The 23,079-nt window shown below is 62.4% G+C and carries 8 protein-coding genes; 2 read left to right on the top strand and 6 right to left on the bottom strand.

Annotated features, from left to right (window positions below):
* Positions 1-127: 127 nt before the first annotated feature.
* From nfuA to HX818_RS29340, 3 genes are all read right to left on the bottom strand, one after another.
* A complete protein-coding gene (gene nfuA, locus HX818_RS29350; protein WP_003210817.1) occupies positions 128-712 on the bottom strand; it encodes a Fe-S biogenesis protein NfuA in 585 nt (194 codons plus the stop codon).
* 59 nt (positions 713-771) lie between these two features.
* On the bottom strand, positions 772-1,794 hold the full coding sequence (locus tag HX818_RS29345; protein ID WP_177021235.1) for an acyltransferase: 1,023 nt from the start codon (positions 1,792-1,794) through the stop codon (positions 772-774).
* Between the two features lie 81 nt (positions 1,795-1,875).
* Positions 1,876-4,167 carry a fatty acid cis/trans isomerase gene (locus HX818_RS29340; RefSeq protein WP_177021234.1) on the bottom strand — a complete coding sequence of 764 codons (2,292 nt, stop codon included), beginning with the start codon at positions 4,165-4,167 and terminating at the stop codon, positions 1,876-1,878.
* Positions 4,168-4,331: 164 nt separating this feature from the next.
* Here HX818_RS29340 and metH point away from each other — a divergent pair, with 164 nt between their 5' ends.
* Positions 4,332-8,042 carry a methionine synthase gene (gene metH, locus HX818_RS29335; RefSeq protein ID WP_177021233.1) on the top strand — a complete coding sequence of 1,237 codons (3,711 nt, stop codon included), beginning with the start codon at positions 4,332-4,334 and terminating at the stop codon, positions 8,040-8,042.
* Between the two features lie 45 nt (positions 8,043-8,087).
* Here metH and HX818_RS29330 read toward each other — a convergent pair whose 3' ends face one another.
* A complete protein-coding gene (locus tag HX818_RS29330) occupies positions 8,088-14,672 on the bottom strand; it encodes an NEL-type E3 ubiquitin ligase domain-containing protein (protein ID WP_177021232.1) in 6,585 nt (2,194 codons plus the stop codon).
* 161 nt (positions 14,673-14,833) lie between these two features.
* Positions 14,834-21,469: an NEL-type E3 ubiquitin ligase domain-containing protein gene (locus HX818_RS29325; RefSeq protein ID WP_256346383.1), complete on the bottom strand. Its 6,636-nt coding sequence runs from the start codon at positions 21,467-21,469 to the stop codon at positions 14,834-14,836.
* A gap of 141 nt (positions 21,470-21,610) precedes the next feature.
* On the opposite strand from HX818_RS29325, the gene HX818_RS29320 reads away from it, so the two are divergent.
* Positions 21,611-21,826, top strand: a complete 216-nt coding sequence (locus HX818_RS29320) for a DUF2970 domain-containing protein (protein WP_008432997.1) — start codon at positions 21,611-21,613, stop codon at positions 21,824-21,826.
* Positions 21,827-21,832: 6 nt separating this feature from the next.
* Here HX818_RS29320 and HX818_RS29315 read toward each other — a convergent pair whose 3' ends face one another.
* Positions 21,833-22,912, bottom strand: coding sequence for an ABC transporter substrate-binding protein (locus tag HX818_RS29315; RefSeq protein ID WP_177021231.1), 1,080 nt, complete (start codon positions 22,910-22,912; stop codon positions 21,833-21,835).
* Positions 22,913-23,079: the final 167 nt, after the last annotated feature.

The following is a 23,079-nucleotide window of genomic DNA, read 5'->3' as shown; positions in this document are numbered from 1 at the left end:
GCAGCAACGGATATGTACACAACATACCTAACCCAAAACCTCACAACCCTAACGCAACCCACTGAATCCAAACCATAAAAAAACGGCGCTCACGGGGCGCCGTTTTTCACATCCGCAGCGAACACCCTTAGTAGTAGGCGTTTTCTTTCTGCGTATGGTCAGTCACATCCCGCACACCCTTGAGCTCCGGAACCCGCTCAAGCAGCGTACGCTCAATACCCTCACGCAAGGTCACGTCCGCCTGGCCGCAGCCCTGGCAACCGCCACCAAACTTCAACACAGCAATACCATCATCAACCACGTCAATCAGACTCACCTGACCACCGTGGCTGGCCAGCCCGGGATTGATCTCGGTCTGCAGGTAATAGTTGATGCGCTCGTTAATCGGGCTATCCGCATTAACATTCGGCACCTTGGCGTTCGGCGCCTTGATGGTCAGTTGGCCGCCCATGCGATCCGTGGCGTAATCAACCACCGCATCGTCAAGGAACGCTTCACTGAACGCATCGATATACGCGGTGAAGCTTTTCAGCCCCAGCGCCGTATCTTCAGGTTTTTCTTCTCCCGGCTTGCAGTAGGCAATGCACGTCTCAGCGTACTGGGTGCCGGGCTGGGTGATAAAGACGCGGATGCCAATGCCCGGGGTGTTCTGCTTCGACAGCAGATCAGCCAGGTAATCGTGGGCGGCGTCGGTAATGGTTATGGCGGTCATGGAAACTCCTCGCAGGCTTGCCGGCAGTTTACGCCAAATTATTACCGAGGTACAAAGTCCTAGTATTTTTGTCGGGAAAGAACCAACCGTTCGTCGCCATCGAACCAGCCTTTGAGCCGACGATAACTGCCCTTTTCCAGCCAGTGATAGCTGGCCAACGACCCAAGGGCGATCAACACCACGCACACGCCGAGCATCACGTAGGCGTTAACCCCATAACGCTGGGCGACAAAACCACCCGCCGACAGCACCAGCACGTGCATCAGATAGACCGAATAGGAACAATCCCCCATCACCTTGAGCAGTCGGCTGCGCTCGAAATAGCGTTCCATCGAGATACAGGCCACCACCAGCACCGCACTCGGCAAGCCCCAGGTCAGGGCCCGCGGCGATGCCGGCCAGTGATAGATCGCCAGCAATGCCCCCGCAATCCCCAGCAATGGAAGCCACAGCCCGGGGCGAATCCAGCCCTTGCGATACAGCATGCCGATGCCAATTCCCAGCAAGAACTCGTACACGATGTCCGAACGATAAAAATCGCTGATCCAGCCAAACGACGTCCACGCCTGGCACACCGCGAACAACAACGCGCCCACCACCAGCACCCGCCACTGCCGGCGAAACAGCAACGCCCACGCAAACAGCACGTAGAAAAGCATCTCGTAGTTCAGGGTCCAGCCGACGTTCAAGGTCGGGTACACCCCATAACCACCGGGATTTTCGGAAGGTATGAACAGCAAGGACATCAACACATGGGCCGCATCGACGCTCTGGTCCGGCAACACCGGCCGGGCAAACACCACCAACAGTGCCATCAACACTGTGTAGAACCAGTACGCCGGGACGATCCGCAGCAGGCGATACACCAGGAATCGCCAGGGCGGCAGCTGTTTGTTCTCGGTGGAAAGGAAGATCACCAGACCACTGATCACGAAGAACACATCCACGCCCGCCGCACCTTTGTCGACAAACAGGTGGCCCAGCGCCGAATCGGCCTTAAAGCCAAAGAAAATCTGCATGAAGTGATGACCCACCACGGTCCAGGCCGCCAGGGCGCGCAGTGCCTGTACTGAAATCAACATCGTCGACCCACTCTCCCAACCCTCGACACCGGTTATTCAGGTGCCTATGGCTTGGGACAGCCGTCGACGGTCAAAGGTCGATCAAAGATTCTCGTAGCGGTTCATGTCCAGCACGCCCTCTTCCACCGGCGTGGTTTCGTGGAGGTACTGCGACAGGTCGTGGAAGTACTGCCAGAACTGCGGGTGACTGCGGCGGATGCCCCAGCGGTCGACAATCTTCTCGAAGCGATTGGCGTCCTTGGCATTCTCCATGGCAGCGACAAACTCCGGCACTTGCTGCGCCGGAATGTTGAACATGAAGTTCGGGTAGCTGCTCAGCACGCCGGGATAAATGGTCACGGTGTCCAGGCCCGGCTGATAGCGATAAGCCTCACCGAGCATAAAGGCCACGTTGCTGTGGGCGCGGTTGCGCAACAGGCTGTACATCTCACGTTTGCCGCTGCGGGTTTCGATGCGCAGCATGGTCGCTTCCGGCAACAGATCAATCACCTTGAGCCCCGCCGCCGGGCGGTTGGTCAGGCGGCTCAGGGCCTGTTCGGCGTCCTGCAACGCAGGGTCAATGCCCGGACGCGAGCAATAGGCGCTGACGCAACGGTTGATCGGGTCCGGGCTGGCGTTCAGGTCGCCGTAGCGGGCCAGCAACTGGTTGGCGAAGTCGCGCTTGGGGTCCTTTTCATCGAGCTTGAGGCCCGTGGGCTTGTCATCGTCGATGGCTTCATAGTCCAGCCACAGCTTGACCTTGCCGCTGTTCTGGTACCAATCGTCAAGGAAGTCATCCCGCGAGTCCGCCGGCATCAGGCGCAGGAAGTTCTGCTCGGCACCGTTGCGGATCAGGTCGAAATACAGGCGCGTCTGGGCCTGATGGGAAACGTTGCCGAACACATCGAAATTCACCGCCAACTGGTAGTAGGTGCGCTCCAGCAGCGGATAGTCGAACAGCCACAGGGTTTGCGGCACTTCGCCAATCAAGCCCTTGGTCACCGAGGCGCTGTCGAAGTGACGGAAGATGCTCAACAAGGCGTTGTCGTTGCCCGCCCACAGGCTCGACCAGCTCGGCGGCGGCAGGTCGGCATAACTGTCCCGGCGCAACGCCTCGTACTCGTTGCGCTTGTCGCGGTATTTGAGCCAGAGGCTGAGCACGCTGCCCACATCGTCAATCTGCCCCGGCATCGCCAGCAACGGCGTGGCCTGGCCGCGGTAGCGGGCATCGGTGATATACAGGTCGTGGTCGGGGTCCTGGAACAGGGTCCAGAAGTTGTCGCGGATCACGTCCGTGGCGATCTGGCCCCGGCATACCGGCCCGCGAATGAAGGTGCGCACGAAGTATTCGGCGTTATCCAGCATGAACTGGTAGCGCGCCTTGGCCGGAATCGCCTCGAAGGTCTCGAACGGGTTTGCGCGCCGGCCCGGCCCGTAGCCCGGCAAGGCTTGCACCTGCCAGTCATCGGTATAGAACAGCGACTTGATCCGGGCCATCTTCTCGGCGCTGAACGGATAGGTGATGTGAGTCTTATGCACGATCACCCCCTGCACCGGCCACAGGCGGTAGTACACCTGGGTGCCCGGGTCGTCGTTGGGGCGGCGGGTGTTGATCAGGTCGATCGGCTGCCCGCTCGGGGTGCGCGAGCGTACCCACTGGAAGAAATGCCCCGGCTCGCCGCCTTCAAAGTAGATGTGGGCAAGGAACAGGTGCTCGAACAACCAGCGCGCCACCAGGCTTTCCCGGGCCCCGGGCTGGTTGAACAGGTTTTCCCATTGCTGCACTTGCAAGGCTTCCTTGGCACTCGGGGCCAGGCCTTGTTCGTCGATCGGTGCGCCGGAGGCCAGCCAGCGTTGCAGGGTCTGGTACTGCTGGTCGGTCAGTCCGGTAACGGCCAGGGGCATGCCTTCCTTCGGGTGGTTACCTGCGTAGGCGTTGAACTCCCCCGGCATCGGGCAGGTGTTTTCGCGGCTCAGGCCCAGCACGATGTCGTCGGGCAGCTTGGCGTTGGGCGCAAGCGGCGCGTTATGCCCCAGCTCCAGCATGCGCGCCATCAGTGCGGCCTGGCTGCCCTGGGCGTCGAGTACCGAGTAGAAATCCTTTTGCTGCCAGGCGGCTTTGCCGAAGGCGTCATAGAACAAACGGGTGGGCTGGCTGGCCTGGCTGCGCTCGCCGTCGTACACCGGCACCTTGGTCGCGCCACGTGCGGCGCCTTCGGCACTGCCCAGGTTGAGCTGGCAGGCCGAGTCGTAGCAGGCGTGGCAGGCTACGCATTTCTCGGTGAAGATCGGCTGGATGTCACGGGTATAAGAGATCGCCGGGGCGGGACCTTCTGCCTGTGCGGTGAGGGCGAACAGCGCAAACGCGGCGCTGACGATGAGGCGAAGTGACATGTTTCCGGTCCCGATTCAATGCGTGCAGTGAAAAACCCGTCGATTCTACCGATGTAACGCCCCCGCCAACATGAGCGATATTCATGCAAACCCAGCACATGCTCTAAAAGCGCACAGGTTTGTTATGATCTTCGCCCTCCGTAATACCTGACCAGAGTAGTCCCATGCCCGATCGTAGCGCTCGTCTGCAAGCCCTCCACCAAGCCCTCAAGGAACGCATCCTGATCCTCGACGGCGGCATGGGCACGATGATCCAGAGCTATAAACTGGAAGAGCAGGACTACCGTGGCAAACGCTTCGCCGACTGGCCGAGCGACGTCAAGGGCAATAACGACCTGCTGGTGATCACCCGTCCGGACGTGATTGGCGGCATCGAAAAAGCCTACCTGGATGCCGGCGCCGACATCCTGGAAACCAACACCTTCAACGCCACGCGCATTTCCATGGCCGACTACGGCATGGAAGACCTCGCCTACGAATTAAACGTAGAAGGCGCGCGCCTGGCGCGCAAGATCGCCGACGCCAAGACCCTGGAAAACCCGGCCAAGCCGCGTTTCGTCGCCGGCGTGCTCGGTCCGACCAGCCGTACCTGCTCGCTGTCGCCCGACGTAAACAACCCCGGCTACCGCAATGTGACCTTCGATGAGCTGGTGGAAAACTACACCGAAGCCACCAAAGGCCTGATCGAAGGCGGCGCCGACCTGATCCTGATCGAAACCATTTTCGACACCCTCAACGCCAAGGCCGCGATCTTCGCCGTACAGGGCGTGTTCGAAGCATTGAACGTCGAACTGCCGATCATGATCTCCGGCACCATCACCGACGCCTCCGGCCGCACCCTGTCGGGCCAGACCACCGAAGCCTTCTGGAACTCGGTCAGCCACGCCAAGCCGCTGTCTGTGGGCCTGAACTGCGCACTGGGCGCGAGCGAGCTGCGTCCGTACCTGGAAGAGCTGTCGAACAAGGCCAACACCCACGTTTCCGCGCACCCGAACGCCGGCCTGCCCAACGAATTCGGCGAGTACGATGAACTGCCGTCGGAAACCGCCAAGGTCATCGAAGAATTCGCCCAGAGCGGCTTCCTGAACATCGTCGGTGGTTGCTGCGGCACCACCCCGGGCCATATTGAAGCCATCGCCAAGGCCGTGGCCGGTTACGCACCGCGCCCGATCCCGGACATTCCGAAGGCCTGCCGCCTGTCGGGCCTGGAACCGTTCACCATTGATCGCAACTCGTTGTTCGTCAACGTCGGCGAGCGCACCAATATCACCGGTTCCGCCCGCTTCGCCCGCCTGATCCGTGAAGACAACTACACCGAGGCCCTGGAAGTCGCCCTGCAGCAGGTGGAAGCCGGCGCCCAGGTGATCGACATCAACATGGACGAAGGCATGCTGGATTCGAAGAAGGCCATGGTGACCTTCCTCAATCTGATTGCCGGCGAGCCGGACATCTCCCGCGTGCCGATCATGATCGACTCCTCCAAGTGGGAAGTGATCGAGGCCGGCCTGAAGTGCATCCAGGGCAAGGGCATCGTCAACTCCATCAGCATGAAGGAAGGCGTGGAGCAGTTCATTCACCACGCCAGGCTGTGCAAGCGCTACGGCGCGGCGGTGGTGGTGATGGCGTTCGACGAGGCCGGCCAGGCCGACACCGAAGCACGCAAGAAAGAAATCTGCAAACGCTCCTACGACATCCTGGTGAATGAAGTCGGCTTCCCACCGGAAGACATCATCTTCGACCCGAACATCTTCGCGGTCGCCACCGGTATCGAAGAGCACAACAACTACGCCGTCGATTTCATCAACGCCTGTGCCTACATCCGCGACGAGCTGCCGTATGCGTTGACCTCCGGCGGCGTGTCCAACGTGTCGTTCTCGTTCCGCGGCAACAACCCGGTGCGTGAAGCGATCCACTCGGTGTTCCTGCTGTATGCGATCCGCAACGGCCTGACGATGGGTATCGTCAACGCCGGCCAGCTGGAGATCTACGACCAGATCCCGGCCGAGCTGCGTGACGCGGTGGAAGACGTGGTGCTCAACCGCACCCCGGAAGGCACCGACGCCCTCCTCGCCATTGCCGACAAGTACAAGGGCGACGGCAGCGTCAAGGAAGCCGAGACCGAAGAATGGCGTGGCTGGGAAGTCAACAAGCGCCTGGAACACGCGCTGGTCAAGGGCATCACCACCCACATTGTCGAAGACACCGAAGAATCCCGGCAGTCGTTCGCGCGCCCGATCGAGGTGATCGAAGGCCCGCTGATGTCCGGCATGAACATCGTCGGCGACCTGTTCGGCGCCGGCAAAATGTTCCTGCCCCAGGTGGTGAAATCCGCCCGGGTGATGAAGCAGGCCGTGGCCCACTTGATCCCGTTCATCGAGCTGGAAAAAGGCGACAAGCCGGAAGCCAAGGGCAAGATCCTGATGGCCACGGTGAAGGGCGACGTGCACGACATCGGCAAGAACATCGTCGGCGTGGTGCTGGGTTGCAACGGCTACGACATCGTCGACCTGGGCGTGATGGTCCCGGCCGAGAAAATCCTGCAGGTGGCCAAGGAACAGAAGTGCGACATCATCGGCCTGTCCGGGCTGATCACCCCGTCCCTGGACGAGATGGTGCACGTCGCCCGCGAGATGCAGCGCCAGGATTTCCACCTGCCGCTGATGATCGGTGGCGCCACCACTTCCAAGGCCCACACGGCCGTGAAGATCGAGCCCAAATACAGCAACGACGCGGTGATCTACGTCACCGACGCCTCCCGCGCCGTGGGCGTGGCGACGCAGTTGCTGTCCAAGGAATTGAAGCCGGCATTCGTCGAGAAAACCCGCCTGGAATACATCGACGTGCGCGAGCGCACCTCCAACCGCAGCGCGCGCACCGAGCGCCTGAGCTACCCGGCCGCCATCGCCAAGAAGCCGCAGTTCGACTGGAGCAGCTACACGCCGGTCAAGCCGACGTTTACCGGTGCCCGCGTGTTGGACAATATCGACCTCAACATCCTGGCCGAGTACATCGACTGGACACCGTTCTTCATCTCCTGGGACCTGGCTGGCAAGTTCCCGCGCATCCTCACCGATGAAGTGGTGGGTGAAGCGGCGACGGCGCTGTACGCCGACGCACAGGAAATGCTCAAGAAGCTGATCGACGAAAAACTCATCAGCGCCCGCGCGGTATTCGGTTTCTGGCCGACCAACCAGGTGCAGGACGATGACCTGGAAGTCTACGGCGACGATGGCCAGCCGATTGCCAAGCTGCACCACCTGCGCCAGCAGATCATCAAGACCGACGGCAAGCCCAACTTCTCCCTGGCCGACTTCGTCGCGCCTAAAGACAGCGGCGTGACGGACTACATCGGTGGCTTTATCACCACCGCCGGCATCGGTGCTGAAGAGGTGGCGAAGGCTTACCAGGACGCCGGCGACGACTACAACTCGATCATGGTCAAAGCGTTGGCCGACCGCCTGGCCGAGGCTTGCGCCGAGTGGCTGCACCAGCAGGTGCGTAAAGAACACTGGGGCTACGCCAAGGATGAAGTGCTGGATAACGACGCGCTGATCAAGGAGCTGTACAGCGGCATCCGTCCTGCCCCGGGTTACCCGGCGTGCCCGGATCACACCGAGAAGGCCCAGTTGTTCCAACTGCTGGACCCTGAAGCCCGCGAGATGCACGCGGGTCGCAGCGGCGTGTTCCTGACCGAGCACTACGCGATGTTCCCGGCAGCGGCCGTCAGCGGCTGGTACTTCGCTCACCCGCAGGCGCAGTATTTTGCGGTGGGCAAGATCGACAAGGACCAGGTCGCCAGCTACACCGCCCGCAAGGACCAGGACCTGAGCGTGACCGAACGCTGGCTGGCGCCGAACCTGGGTTACGACAACTAAGTCGTGGCGCGCTGACCCGGGCGTCCAGCCGGCTGGGCGCCCGGGTCAGATCCCCAGGTCCCTCCTCGCCCGCCCCGAAAGCCTGAGCGCCAGTGCCTGTTGCTCGGCAAGGTTTTCGGTGTCCAAGGCTGCGACTTCGCTCAGGTATTGGGCGCTGAGGTCCGGGTGAAGCTCCTCGAGGGCATCTACCTTGACCTGATGCGCCTGGGCCAATACCGAAAACTCTTCCGGGTACAGCTTCTGCAAGTAGCTGACCCAGTACGGGCGCTTGACCAGCTCTTGCATAAACACCGGAGTACTCTCTCTGGCCATAATGGCGGCATACGCCTGATCGATGTTGGCCTGGGTCACCCGGGACAGGTTGCGGTACAGCATGGTGGACGGTTGGTGAGGCAGATCCAGGCGCTCGGCCAGGCCGATGCGGTAGGCCAGGCGAATTTCCGCCGGGTCGATGCCAGGGCTGCGGTTGATCGCTTCGCCAGCAATGCGTTCTGCTTCATCGAGACGGATCATGCGCCGGGCCAGGTTGAACAGCGTGGTGCCTTCCTGCTCGGGTGCCCTGACCCGCAGGGCCTTGAACTCATACACACTGACTTCAAGATCACTGAACAGGAGGATCCAGCCATCGCCGCAGGTAGCCCTGACCCGCATCGCCTGGGCCTGGCCAAATAGTTGTTCGCGCAAGTGCGGGTATTGCTCCGCCGCCTCAAGCACCGCCCACACCCGGCGAGTCAGGTCGGCGCGGTCGTGCAAGAAATCCTGGGCGTTCTTCAACTGGGAAATGATGTAGAAAAAATCCTCGCTGTTTTCGGCCTGCTTGAGCACGCTCCATACCCGGTGGCGGGCCGAATCGGCGGCAATACCCGAGAACCATTGGGCCTTTTGTTGTTCCGGGGTCAAGAGTTCAGGGTGGATGTCCGACCCGGAGCTGCTATCGGTACTGTGGTACCCCTCCAGTGCGTCTTCCAGTTCCTCGGCGGAAAATCCCAGGCCACAGTCGGTCTGCTGCTGGTAGACGCGCAAGCGTGCAAGATCTTCCTCAAACAGCAAATTATCGGACAGGTCCGTGCCCCACATCAGAGCGCTGTGCTGGGGCAGCAACGCGTCTTCAGGGATGGTTTCGATACGGTTGCTGCGCAGGTCCAGGTGGCGCAACTGCGCAGCCTGGAGCACACCCTGCGGCCACGCCAGAAGGTTATTGCCACGCAGTTCCAATGACTGCAATTGAGGCAGGCTGCTGATGTCCAAAGAATCGAGGACGTTCTCACTCAGGTCCAGGCGCTCCAGCGCGGTCAGCCGATTGAGCTGGCCCTGCAGCTCGCTGCGATAGCGCAGTTCGTTATGGCTCAGGTGCAGCTCGGTAAGTGTCGAGCACTCGCCGACGGCGTCGGGCAGGCTCATCAGGCCATTATTGTTGAGGGTCAGGGTACGCAGCTTGGGAAACGCCCGCAGGAACGCATTGGAGCCTTGCTCAGTAAGCTTGACTGCGTTGAGGTTCAACACCCTCACATGGGCCAACGGCTCGGGTAACGCCGGCAGGTCACCCAGATACAGGTCGTTCAATTGAAGGACCTCGCGCCCGTCGCCCGGCGCAACCTCGGGGTGCGCCCGCAACGTATGGCGCCAGCTGTCGATGAGCCTGTCGGCCGCGCGACGACGGTCCACCGCGCTGACCCAGCCGCCCCCCTGGCGATAACCGCGAATATCGATCCAGTCGTTCAACACCCGCACCATACCCCGGTAGCCCGTGCGCCACCGAACCAGGCATGCCTCGACCTCCAGTGCACCCAGGCCACTGGCAAGCAGTTCGTCAATGCGCCGTACTGCATCGCGCGTGGACAACGCCGGGTCTATTTGTTGCAGACGCTGCGCAGGTGTCTGCCGAACTTCACTGTTGGGCACCTCTACCTCCAGCGCGAGGAGCAGATCGGGACTGTCCGTGACCTCAAGGGGAAAGTATTCCGGATCGCCCCCCGTTCTGCCCTCCGCCAGCCCTTCGCGGGGAATGCCCAAGGGTTTATCCAGGTAAAAGCTCGGGCCAAAAACCGGCAGCATGGCCGGTGCGACGTTCAACGGATTGTCCTGGTAGGTACGCAGGGCAAAACGCTGTATGTCGGCACAAGCCGGCAAGGTCAGGCGACAGCCACGCACGTTGCTGCTGAGCATCAGCAGGTCATGGCCGGTCAGTGCAGCCTGGGGGATCGTGGTAATTGCGCTGTAGCTCAGATCCACTTGACGCAGTTCGGGCAATGCCAGCCAACCTGTCGGCCAGGCGGTGGTCGCGGTGTGGCTCAGGTTCAGGCTGCGCAACTGGTTGAGCCCGCTGACATCCAGGGTACCCACACGGTTGTAATCCAGGTTCAACCCTCGAAGCGTGACCAGGGCGCTGAGGCGCTGCTGTATCGCCTCAGTGATCGTCAACTGGTTGTGCGCCAGGTCCAGCTGTTTGAGAGACCTCAACTGCGTCAGGGACGCCGGCAGGTCCATCAGGTTGCTGCGGCTCAGGTCCAGGCCGTGGATTTGGGTGAACTGGGGGAGGAAATCGTTCAATGCCGCCACTGAAACCCGGGTGCCTGCGAGGTTCAAGCGCTGCACGTGGGCAAAAGCTGCGGCCGGCATCAGCGGCAAATCCCCCAGTACCGTACCCGACAGGTCCAGCATGACCCCCTCGGAGGCGGCTGGCGAAGAAGGCCCGGCCACCTCACGGGGGGAGGCAAAACGTCGGTCGAGGCCATCGCGCCAGTAAGCCATGAGCTTGTCTGCCGCACGTTGACGATTGAGCGGGTCCACCGGTCGCCGGTCGACCTCCACTTCCCTGCCCTGCCACTCTTCCAGCGCCTGCTGCAAGGTTGCATGTTCATCCAGCAAGGCGTGCACACGGGTCAACTTGGCGTCACTGGTCAACCGATGGCGCCGCAGGTACGCCAAGGCACTGGGCGCAAACGCCGGGTCGCTGTCTTTCAGGCGTCGCAACGCGCCTTCACAATAAGCGTCCACCATCAGCACTTCATCCACCAAATGCCCCGGGTGGCCTTTCACGTGCTGATACACCGGCATGAACGCACGTCGCTCAAACGCTGCCCAGTTGAGGGTAAGGCCACGCCACAGGCGCTCGTGGCCCTCAAGCATTGCCGCCGGCATGGTATTTATCCCGGTCGCCAACAGGTCGAGCGTCTCCAGTTTGTCCAACGTCAGAACACCTACCGGCCACTCTTTCAGGGCGCCCGCCACCCGCAAGGCAAGCAGCTGTTTCAAGCCGCTGACATCCAATGCCTCCAGCGCGCCCGTCAGGGCCAACCGGCGCAACTGGCTTAACGTGTTAAGGCGTTGCAAAAAGACCGGCGAGTAGGTCAGGCCCCAGCCGTCGATCGACAACTCTTCAAGCTTGGGAAACAGCCCGAGGCCCGCGGCAATCGCTTCGACATGGGCGGGCTCGGTAAACACATTCAGGACTTCGACGTTGGAGAACTGCTGCGCAAGCCTGACGCCCTGCGTGTCCGCCAAGGTTTCACCGCTTACGCCCAACCCTCGCACATGGGAAAAATCAGCATCCAGCGCCGGCAAGTTACCGGCCTTGCCCAGTGACAGATAGGCATGGGGCTTCAGGCCCCGGTACGCGCCTTCGCGCCAGCAATTGATCAGGGTGTCGGCCGTATGTTGTGCCCCCGCCTGAGCACTGTTTTGCGTCACCCAATGATCCAGGGTCATGCGTAACCGGGTCAGTTCGCGCTCGCGGTTGCCTATCAACTCATAGATCTGTGGAGGACGCTGGCCGGCCTGCAACAGGCTTTGCACAAACAGCTGGGCCGCCTCATCGCTGAGGTTGGGGTAAACATCGCGAACCCTGGCCGCCAGGGCGGCATTGGGTGCCTGGGCCGTACCCCGGCCGCTCAGGGCATAACCTAATGACCCGCTCGCCTGACGCAACGCCGGGCGAGCCATGGGCGCGCGTATCTTCAGCACGGCGGCCATTTCGAGGCGGTGTGCCGTGGCATACCGTGCCAGGGCTTGCTGCAAATCGACATCCGCGCTGGCCAGCGGCAAACCCAGTGACTGGCGCAGGGTCACGGGCAAGGCATGGACGATTGATGGATAGAAATTACGACTGCCGGGGACCGGACTGTTAAGAGGAGCCCCCTGCAGGTCGCACGCCAGGAATGTCTCGCCTTTTTTGACCAGGTAACGGCGCACTGCCGCGTCTTCAGGCCCAACCTCAGCCAGCAAGCGCCCACTGGGGTTGTCGGCGCGCAGTTCCAGGCGCAGCGTGGGAGACCAGCCCGGCAGTTGCTGCAAGCAATGCAACGCCAGCCGGTCACTGTCCAGGCTGGCGAGCGCCGGCAGGTACAAGCCGGCCAACGCACTGCTCAGGCGACGTTGCTGTACCGCACGCCGCGCCAGGTTATCCAGGCGCGGCGCAACACCGGTTCGGCCGAGTATCTGCAGGCGTTCCTTATCGCTGGCCGTACTGATAATTTCGTTGATCGCGCCTCGGGACAAAGAAGCAAAGCGGCGCTGCAACACTGCGCCCTCGGGGGACAGGAGTACAGCCTGTGGCGGCGCGCCGCGAAACAACTGCAACGTATCGGCCAGCACGGCAGGCATCGGCAAACCATCTATGTGGACCTTGCGCAACAGGTCATCACTGATGCCGCTGATGTCGCCAAGGGCGCTCAACGTTGCATCGCTGATTCCCTGGGTTTCATGACCCAGGCGCCTCAGCAAGGTCAGGCGGTCCCATTCCAGTGGGCGTTCATGGGTATGGCGCCAGGCACCCGCCTGGTTGTGTTCAAGGATCGGCTGGTACGCAGCCGGATTGTTCGGATGCTGGATCCGCCATTTTCGAGTCCGCGCATCAAAAGCCTTTTCATAAAGGCTTTCACCCAGGCGCACATACATTTTGCCGTCCTGCGCGTACTGACCCTGGGCATTGGGCTTGAGTGATGCATCCAGAACGGTATGACTGCGGTAGGCCGCAAGGTCGGGTTTCCACAGGCGCCTTTCGCCGTTCGGCAACTTCACCGGCACCAGCCCATCGACCCATTTCGATACCTGGATAGCGGGCGCCCGGCCAGCGAGGGCTGCCGCCCCACCCAGGGTAGCCATGAACCCGAGATTCAGCGCCACCGACTCCAGGTGCTCCCATGCCGCATCCATATCGCCCTCCTGCCAGGATTCGATGCCGTGATAGACCTCCAGGCCCAACTGAATCGCCGTGACCGCCAACAACAGCTCCCCCAGGCCGGGCACCATGAATGCGGCCACATTCAATGTGTTCAAACCCATGCTCAACCAGTGAGCATGGCGTGCCTGTGCGGCTTTTCGATCAGCCTCCGCAGTGGGCACCGCCAGGGTTCTGGCATTGTCCTTGAGGCGCTGTACATGCCGCTCGTAGAGCGCGCCGAACAACTCCCCCTCGATCAACCGTTCTCGCCGGTTCAAGTTGATTTGCTCGTCGTAGACCTGCTCCTTGTAGCCTCGCGGGTTCCAGGTGAAGGTGTAGAGTTTTTCCTTGAGGCGCTCAAGGAACTGCGGCGCCTGTTGCTGAGGTACCAGGCTGGCAAACAACTGCTGATAGGCAGGTGAGCGCAGGTTCACCGCCAGTTCCTTGTCGAACGCCTGCATAGACGGGTATTCCTTGAGCGGGCACTGCGGCGCGCCCGGAATCCAGGCCACCACCCGCGTATCAGGCGCCACGGGAAGCAGCCCGCTCACACCTGCCCCAGGAAACAAGGGCGGGATCACGGACCGGGTCGGTGCGACACCCGGCCCGATCAGCAGCACCTCCCCCAGCTCGCAGCCCAGGATCGACAGTTGACCGAAACGTACGACCTCGCCATCCAGCAGCGGCCGCGAAGTACCTGCCAGCAACTCACGCAACATGAGAAACACCGCCGGACCGATGTCGCCCTGCGCCCATGCGGCATACAGGCGTACCGTCAGCATGTCTTTTTGCGCGCGAATCATCTGCTCCCGCACCACGGCCCGAGTGGCAGCGGCATCGAACACCTGCGCCAGGTGGGCCTGGTATTGCTGCCCCAGGTCCAGGGTGCGGCACAGGGTGGAAAAGGTTTGTGGGGTCATCGACAGGGTTTCGCTGTAGCGATAACGCGCCGCACGCGAGCCATCCGCCCGCGCCTCGCCGTAGTACTCGGTCAGCAGCGCACCTTCCGGCGCCAGGGCGCTGGTCTGTTCGAGGGCGATATCGGTGAAGTCTTCATCGCCCTCGAAGTTCAGCAACGCCGCCTGCAACAACGAATGCTGCTGCGGGGCCTGGCGATACCGCAGGTAATGCAGCTGGTTTTTGTGGACGTCCGGGGCCTCGCCCATCGACTCGCGCAACGCCGCTTCCAGCTTGGGCTGGGCGAATTCGACAATGCCTTGCAGCGCGCCAAGGCCCTTGGCCAAGGCTTCGCGGGACTGACGGCTGGCCTTGCGACTGTCATCGAGTGCCTTGTTCAATGCGGGCGAGAGCGGGACCTTGGTGGCAGGCCGCTCCCTGCCGGGCAACAGTCCATGTTTGAGCCGGCGCACATCGACGGGGGCCATGTGGGCAACCCACGTGGGCAGACGTGCCTTGATCAGGGCGGTGTGCAAGCTTTCGTCCGCGAGGGCATTAGGTGGAGTAGACATGTGCGGCTTCCTGAGAACGCTTTTGGGAGGCCCAGTACAGCGAACAGGCGAGCGCCTTCGCAGGTAGATAAATGTTTTTGTGCACCTTGGCGCCGAACCTGGGTAACGACCACTGAGGCGCGGCAGGCCCGTTTCCGGACCTGCCGCCGGGGCACAGGCTGTTATAGCCTCAGTGTTGCTCTCTCCCGCTCGGACAGGCGAATCAGCAGGGCCTGGCGTTGCTCAATCCTTTGCTTGGCCAAGACCACGGCTTGCGCCTCGTACTGCGCACCAAACGCCGGATAGCGATCCTCCAGGGCTTCAGCCTCGCGGGCCTGGGTCTGGGCCAGCGTCGTAAAGTCAGCCGCGTATTGCTTCTGCACGTAGTCGACCCAGTACTGGCGCGTGACCAGATCGGCCGTGAACGCCTCGGTCGCCTCCCGGGCGATGATGCTGGCGTAGGCCTGGTCGATATCGGCCTGTTTCACTTGGGAAAGGTTGCGGTACAGCATGCCGGACGGCTGGCGCGGCAACTCCAGGCGTTGGGCCAGGCCGATGCGGTAGGCCAGGCGAATTTCCGCCGGGTCAACACTGGGCTTTAGGCTGACCACGCGGCTGGCGGTGGCTTCAGTCTGTTCCAGGCGGATCATGCTTCTGGCCAGCTTGAACAGCGCCGCGCCTTCTTTTCCGGGCTCCACGGTTTCCAGGGCCTTGAACTCATAGACACTGACTTCAAGGTCGCTGAACAGCAGGATCCAGCCGTCACCGCAGGTCGCGTTGATTCGCATGCCGCGAGCCTTGCCGAACAGTTGCTCGCGCAACGCCGGACGTTGCTCGGCGGCCTCCAGCACCTCCCATACCCGGCGCGTCAACTCAGGGCGGTCGGTGATGAAGTCCTGGGCGTTTTTCAGCTGGGAAATGATGTAGAAGAAATCCTCACTGTCGTCAACGCTCTTGAGCGACTCCCAGACTGCGTGTTTGCTGGAGTCGGCCGCCACGCCAGCAAACCATTGGGCTTTCTGTGCTGCGGGCGTCAGCAGCTCCGGATGCAGCTCACCGCTCAGATCCGCTTCCTCGTGACTGGTACTGAGGAGGAAGCCATCGAGCTCGCGATCAATTTGCTCCCGGGTATAACCCAGGCCGAACCCCGTTTCCTCGAGGAACTCGCTCAGGCGCTCGAACACGCGTTCTTCCAGCCCGTTGTCCGTCAGGTTGGTGTTGCTCATCAGGAGGTTGTGGCGAGGCAACAGGGCATCGTCCGGGATGGTCTCGATCTGGTTATTGCTGAGGTCGAGGGTGCGCAGTCGCGGCAGTTCCAATGCCCCGGCCGGCCATTCCTCCAGGACGTTGTTGTGCAGATCCAGGTTTGTCAGCCCGCGCAGGCCGCTGACATCCAGGCTGGCCAGGGTGTTTTCGCCAAGGTCGAGCCATTCCAGCGCACTTAATGGGCCGAGCAGTGCCTGTAGCTCCACAGCGTCGCGCAAATCATTGTAGGTGGCTTCGAGATGAGTCAGCGCCGTGTATTGGTTGATCACCTCGGGCAGATGCGCCAGGCCATTCTTGTTGAGCACAAGCCGGCGCAGGTGGGGGAAACTGCCCAGGAACCCATTGGACCCCTGCTCCGTCAGCTTCACCTCGGTGAGGTCGAGCACGCTGACGTGGCTCATTGAAGCCGGCAACGTCGGCAGGTCGCCCAGATACAACCCGGACAGGTCCAGTACCTCGCGCCCGTCCACCGGCGGCACCTCGGGCCGGGCACGCAGGTTGTGGCGCCAGCTTTCAAGGAGCCGGCCGGCGGCACGACGACGGTCGAGGGCACTGACCCAGCCGCCCCCCTCGCGATAACCTTCGATGTCGATCCAACTGTTCAACATCCGGCTCAAGCGTTGATGCTCGGCGCGCAACTGCACCAGGCGTGTGTCGACGCCGGTGGCGCCCAGGCCGGCGGCCAGCCATTCATCAATGCGCGCCACCGCCTGGGCACTGCTCAAGGCAGGATCCAGTTGTTGCAGGCGCGCCGCCGGAGTGAGGCGTGCTTGCGCGTCGACGTTCTCGACGTGCAGGGGCAACAGCAACTGGCCGGGGTCGTCGGTGACCCTGACCGGGAAATACTCCGGATCGCCGCCGGTCCGGCCGATGCGCAGCTGTTCCTGGGGAATGCCCAGCGGCTTGTGCAGGTAGATTTCCGGCCCCACCAACGGCAGTAATTCCACATCAAGGCCCAATGGATTTTCCCGCAGGGTGCGTTGCGCAAAGGCCAGGATGTCGGCGCAGGCCCGGGCAGTCAGTCGGCAACCCCGCAGGTTGCTCTTGAGCATCAGCGTGTCGTGGCCGGTGAGCGCCTGGGCGGGCACCCGGGTGATAGCGCTGTGGCTCAGGTCCAGGCTCTCCAGGACTGGCAAGTCCAGGACACCCTCGGGCCATTCGGTGATTCCAGTGCGGCTGAGGTTCAAGTGGCGCAAGGCGTTGAGGCCACGCAGATCCAGGCTCGCGACACGGTTGTATTGCAAGTCCAGGGTTTCAAGAGCCGTCAGGCGGCTCAAGCGTTGCTGGATGGACGGGATGATGCTCAGTTGGTTGTGGGAAAGATCCAACTGGCGCAGGGCGGTGAAGTTGTCCAGGGCCGAAGGCAGCTGTGCCAGGTTGCTGGCACTGAGGTTCAAGTCTTCAATGGCGTTGAATGCGCCGAGAAAGTCATTCAGCGCCTCAATGGAAACCCGGGTGCCGCTCAGGTTGACCTGTTTGACATGGGCGAACGCGGCCGCCGGCAACCCGGGCAAGTCGCCCAGCACGCCCCCCGACAGGTTCAGTGTGGCGGTCGGCAGGTTGGAGCGCGCCGACATGCCCGACGGCGCAAACCGCGGCCCCAGGCCTTCACGCCAACTGTCCAGGAGCCGCTCGGCGGCGCGCTGGCGGTAAAAGACATCCACCTGCCGGCGGTCAACCCGCAACTCCCTGGTCGCCCACTCCTCCAGGTCCCGGCTCAGGGCGAGCTGTTCGTCGAGTACCTGGTGAGTGCGGGCCAGTATCTGTTCAGTGGTCAGACCCTGCTGCCGGAACTGAGAGACAACGTCTATGCCAAACCCCCAGCGCACGTCTTTCAAACGATCCATCACGCCCTCACAGTAACCCCGCACCAGGGCTTGCTCATTGAGCAGGTGAGCCGGATTGCCCCGCACGTGTTCATACACCGCCATGAATTCCCGGCGGTCAAACGCGGCCCACCGCAGGTTCAAGCCGCGCCACAGGCGTTCATGCCCGATGAGCATCGACGGGGGCACCGAACGGATGTTTGTTCGCCACAGGTCGAGCCTCTCAAGGTGCTCAAGTGACGCCACCCCCTGTGGCCACTCCTGCACCGAGCCCTCCATGCGCAGCGAGCGCAGGTGCGTGAGGGCGCTGACGTCCAGGCGTTGCGAAATGCCCTCGATGCTCAGGTGCTGCAAACGCTCCATTCCCCCCAGGCGTTGCATAAACGCAGCCGGATAGGCCATATTCCGGCCGCCTAACGTCAACTGGGTGAGCCCGGTAAAGCGGTTCAGTCTGTCGACCAGCTCGATGCCTGGCGTTGCCTCAAGGAATACATCAAGGCGTTGCACGCCGGAGAATTGCTCAGCCAGCCTTGTACCCTGCTCACCCGATAAGGCCTCGGCTCGCACACTCAGCGACTGCACATGGGAAAAGTCTGCGCTCAGCCGCGGAAGGTCCGTCACGCTGCCCAGCGACAGGGTGCTCAGCGGCGGCCGCTCGCGGTAAATGCCCTGGCGCCAGCAACTGATGATGTCGGCCGCCATCCGTTGCTGATCACTGACCCTACCCGGCTGTGGGAACGCAGCGGCGGTCCACTGATCAAGCTCTGCCTGCAACAGGTCGAACTCACGCTGGCGGTTTCCCAACAGGGTGAAGATCTGTTGGGCGCTTTCACCGGCCTGCAATCGGCTCAGGACAAAATCGCTGGCCTGCCCGGCGTTGAGGTTCGGATAGAGCGCCTGCACCCTCGCCGTCAGCGATGCATCCACGTCAAAGCCTTTGCCCCGACCGCTCAACGGGTAACCCAGGACGCCCCCCGCCCCTGTCAACACGGGTCGCGAACGCGGTGCGCGCAGGCCGAGCACATTGGACATTTGGCTACGGCGGCGGGTGGCATAACTGGCCACCGCCTGTTGCAGTTCCCGGTCCAGGGTCGCCACGGGCATGTCCAGGCCAGGTCGGGCCGCAGCGGGGATCGCATGCACGACGGACTGGAAGAAATTACGCCGCCCGGTGGTCCGGCTGTTCAGCGCGACACCGCGCTCGTCGTAGGCCTGGAAGGCTTCGCCCTGCTTGACCAGGTATCTGCGCAGCGGCGCATCTTGCGGGCCAATGCTGTTCAGTAACGGTCCTTCGACAGCCTGAAAGCGCACTTCCAGGCGCAGATTGGTGGGCCAGCCCGGCAAGTGTTGCAGGCAATGCAGGGCCAGGCGGTCCGTGTCGGCACCGGCGTCGGCCTGACGATGCAGCCCCGCCAGGGCACGGCTCAGGCGGCCTTGTTGGACTGCGCGGCGAGCGGCATTGTCCAGGCGCGCCGAGGCTCCACGCTGACTGCGCAGTTGCAAGCGCTCCTGTTCGCTGGCGGTATCAAGAATTTCCTGGATGGCTCGCCTCGACAATCCAGGGAAGCGCCGTTGCAGCACCGCCTCTTCGCCAGCCAGCGGCGCCGTATCCGCCACTGGCTGGCTGCGGAACTGCTCCAGGGTATCGGCCAGCACGGCGGGCAGCGGCCTGCCTTCGATATACGCCTTGCGCAACACGTCATCCTGGACCCCACTGATATCCCCAATAATGCCCAGTGTCGTATCAGAGAATTCTTCATTGGCAGGCCCCAGTCGTCGCAACAGGGTCAGGCGGTCCCATTTGAAGGGCTGCTCATGCACATGCCGCCAGGCACCGGCGTTGTTGTGTTCAAGGATCGGTTGGTAAGCCTCGGGATTTTCCGGGTGTTTGATCCGCCACTTGCGGATTCGGCTGTCGAAGACCTTTTCATGCAGGTTTTCGCCGATACGCACATAAATCTTGCCGCCTGTCTCGTACTGGCCCCGGGTATTGGGCTTGAGAGCCGGGGCCAGCACCACCTCGCTGCGGTACGGCGCCAGGTCCGGTTTCCACAGCCGAGCCTCACCACTGGGCAGTTTGACCGGTACCAGGCCATCCACCCAGCGGGACACCTGGATTTTCGGCGCGCGACCGGCCAGGGCCGTCGAACCGCCGAGGGCGGCCATGAAGGCCACGTTCAGCGCCACCGACTCCAGATGTCCCCAGGCGGCATCGATGTCGCCTTCCTTCCACGCCTCGATGCCATGGTAGACCTCCAGGCCCAGCTGCACAGCCGTAACCGCCAGCATCACCTCCCCCAGGCCGGGCACGACAAAGGCCGCCATGTTCAGCACATTCAAGCCAATACTCAGCCAATGTTCGTGGCGTTCCTGGGCAGCCTTGCGATCCGCCTCGGCGGTGGGTACGGCGAGCGTTCTGGCGTTATCTTTCAGGCGTTGCAGGTGGTTGTCATAGAGCGCTCCGAACAGCTCGCCACTGATCAGGCTTTCGCGGCGCGCCAGGTTGATGTTCGGGTCGTAGACCTGCTCCATGTAGCCTCTGGAATTCCACTCGAAGGTAAAGAGCTTGGTCTTCAGTCGTTGCAGGAAAGCCGGGGCTTCGTCTTGCGGCACCAGGCTGGCAAACAGCCGCTGATACTCCGGGGAGCGCAGGTTGATCGCCAGTTCCGCCTCGAACGCCTTTATCGACGGGTATTCCTTGAGCGGGCACAACGGCGCACCGGGGATCCACGCCACCAGCCGCTGGTCGGCCGCGGCCGGCACCAGCAACTCCCCTAGCGAGGCGCCGGGCACCAGCACAGTGCCCCAGCCCAACGGCTGCCGGGCATCTGCCATCGCGCCGACGCCCGGCCCGATCAGTACGACTTCACCCACCTTGCAGCCGAGAATCGCCAATTGGCTGCAGGCAACGGGCTTGCCATCCAACTGCGGCCGTTCGGTACCGGCCAGCAAGGCGTTGAGCATGGCATAGGCACTGTCGCTGACTTCGTTCTTCATCCGCGCCGTGTGCAGCCTGACGGCCAGCAGTTTCTTGTGCGCGTCGATCATCTGCTCGCGCACCACGGCCTTGGTGCCCGCCTCCTCGAACACTTGTTGCAAATGCGCCTGGTATTGCTGGCCCAGGTCCAGCGTGCGGCAGAGCGCGGCAAACTGGTCCGGGGTGACGGCGAGCTTTTCGCGGTAGCGATAGCGGGCCCGGCGTGAATGGTCGTTCAGAATTTCGCCGTAGTACTCGGTGAACAACGCCCCTTCGGGGGCCAGCGCGCTGGTTTGCTGAAGGGCGATATCGGCAAAGTCTTCATTGCCTTCAAAGTTGAGCAATGCTGCCTGCAACAGCGAATGCTGTTGCGGCACCTGACGGTAACGCAGGTAGTGCAACTGGTGCTTGTGGACGTCCGGTACCTCACCGAACCGTTTGCGCCAGGCGTCTTCCAGCAGCGGCTGGGCGAACTCGGTGATGCCCTTGAGGCCGTCGAGAGTCTTGGCCAGCCGCTCGTGGGCGCGGCGACTGGCCCACTGGCTGTCGGCGAATGCCTGGCGCAACCCCTGGGGCGGCGCGTTACTGAGCCAGGCAGGTGGTGCATCCTCGGGGACGCGCCCGGGCAGCAGGCCCGGCTTCAAGCGTCGGATGTCCGCAGCCGCGCTGCGGGCAATCCAGCCGGGCAAGGTGTTCTTGATCAATGCGGTGTGTAGCCCCGGCTCTGTCGGGGCGGGTAAGGTTGGCATGCGCTCGTTCCTGATGACTCTGTTAAGGAGTCCCAGTACAGCGAACGGGCCAACCGCCAGGGCGGTAGATAGCTACAGCCGGTGTTTTGCGGGAACTTGGCTATCCTCATCCATGGGTTTGATCCCTACCGCGAGGCCTTTATGGACGATTCCAACAACAAGCCACCGACTTTCTGGCAGATGCTTCACAGCGTGATGGCAGCCGCCTTCGGGGTGCAGAGCGGGAAGAATCGCGCCCGCGACTTTACCCATGGCAAGCCCAGCCACTTTGTCATCCTGGGTATTGTGTTTACCGCCGTGTTTGCCTTGACCCTGTTTGGCATCGTCAAGCTGGTGCTGCACCTGGCCGGTGTTTGAAGCCGGTCAATGCATCAGCAGTTGCAGGCTGAACGGGTAGCGATAGGTGGCTGGCTTGCCCTGGGCTGACAGTGCTCGAAAGTCGACGCCGTACTCCTCACGCCCCTGCATCTCTAAAAGGCGCGTGGCTTGTGGCGGATCAATCAATCGAAAGAGCCCAAGCTTGCGCTCACGCCCACCGTACTGCGCCATGCCCAGGCCGCGGGCATCGTCATGCAGCACCACCATCGCCCAGCCGCCAAGGGTGAAATGCCCGGCCACCAGCACACTCAGGCGCCCCTCAAGGCGCGCCTGCAACGCTTCGGGCGAACTGTTGACCGCGCTGAACAACACGTCCGTGCCCGGCGTGCGCCCGCTGCCTTTGAGTGCATCCATTGCCCCCAGCGCCATTTCATCGTTGGCCGCCCACACCAGCGCGGTCTGCGGGTAGCGTTTGAATAACTGCGTGGCCTGGTCGAAAGCGCGCTGGCGACTCCACTCGCCATACACCAACTGGCGCAGGCGCACCTGCGGATGATCCGCCAGGGCGCGCTGCAAGCCTTGCTCGCGCAGTTGCGCGGCGGGAGTGGTCTTGGCCCCGGAGAACGCGATCAGGTCGAGGGTCTGGCCGGGGGCGACAGGCCCATGCAGGCGCAACAACTGGGTGAGCATCAAGTAGCCCGCCTGTTCGTCGTCGGCGACCATGCTGCCGATCCAGTCAGGGTATTTGCCGGCGTCCAGCAGTTGAGTCTGGTCCGCCGTCAGCGCGTTGTTGACGATCAGCAGCTTGACCCCGCTGCCCTGGGCCAGGCGCAAGATCTGTGGGGCGATGTACTGCTCGTTGACCAGCACCAGGTAGTCCGGGCGCTCGGCGCCTTGCAGGGCTTCACGGGCCTGCACCAGCGTGGTCTCGGGATTGCGCTCGGAATAGCGCACGCGCAAATCCAGGCCGAGGTCCCTGGCGGCGGCCTGCATGAATTGCGCGTAGCTGACCCAGAAGGTCTCGGTCGAATTGCCAGGGTTGAGAAACACCACCGACGTCGCCTGGGCGATGGCCCAGAACGGCATGCTCAGCACCAGCAAGCACTTGCAGAGAACCTTCAACATCGTTGCCTGAGCCCTTCGGAATGACGGCCCATGATAATGGCATCAGGCCGGTCAATCTCGGCTAATTGCCGATTGTCGACAACAAGGCTCGATAACGCCCTTTTATTGATGGCTGACCCAGAACACGGCAGTGGAAACCACCAGGATAATCAAAAACAGAATGGCCC

It is taken from the genome of Pseudomonas sp. F9001 (genome assembly GCF_013385435.1).
GTDB lineage: Bacteria > Pseudomonadota > Gammaproteobacteria > Pseudomonadales > Pseudomonadaceae > Aquipseudomonas.
The sequence above is the reverse complement of the archived record's forward strand: the minus strand, read 5'-3'. Positions and strand labels throughout refer to the sequence as shown.

Excerpts from the sequence above, each read along its gene's own strand:
- HX818_RS29315 (WP_177021231.1), bottom strand. The coding sequence starts at position 22,912 with ATGTTGAAGGTTCTCTGCAAGTGCTTGCTGGTGCTGAGCATGCCGTTC.
- HX818_RS29330 (WP_177021232.1), bottom strand. The coding sequence starts at position 14,672 with ATGTCTACTCCACCTAATGCCCTCGCGGACGAAAGCTTGCACACCGCC.
- HX818_RS29320 (WP_008432997.1), top strand. The coding sequence starts at position 21,611 with ATGGACGATTCCAACAACAAGCCACCGACTTTCTGGCAGATGCTTCAC.
- HX818_RS29345 (WP_177021235.1), bottom strand. The coding sequence starts at position 1,794 with ATGTTGATTTCAGTACAGGCACTGCGCGCCCTGGCGGCCTGGACCGTG.
- HX818_RS29340 (WP_177021234.1), bottom strand. The coding sequence starts at position 4,167 with ATGTCACTTCGCCTCATCGTCAGCGCCGCGTTTGCGCTGTTCGCCCTC.
- nfuA (WP_003210817.1), bottom strand. The coding sequence starts at position 712 with ATGACCGCCATAACCATTACCGACGCCGCCCACGATTACCTGGCTGAT.
- HX818_RS29325 (WP_256346383.1), bottom strand. The coding sequence starts at position 21,469 with ATGCCAACCTTACCCGCCCCGACAGAGCCGGGGCTACACACCGCATTG.
- metH (WP_177021233.1), top strand. The coding sequence starts at position 4,332 with ATGCCCGATCGTAGCGCTCGTCTGCAAGCCCTCCACCAAGCCCTCAAG.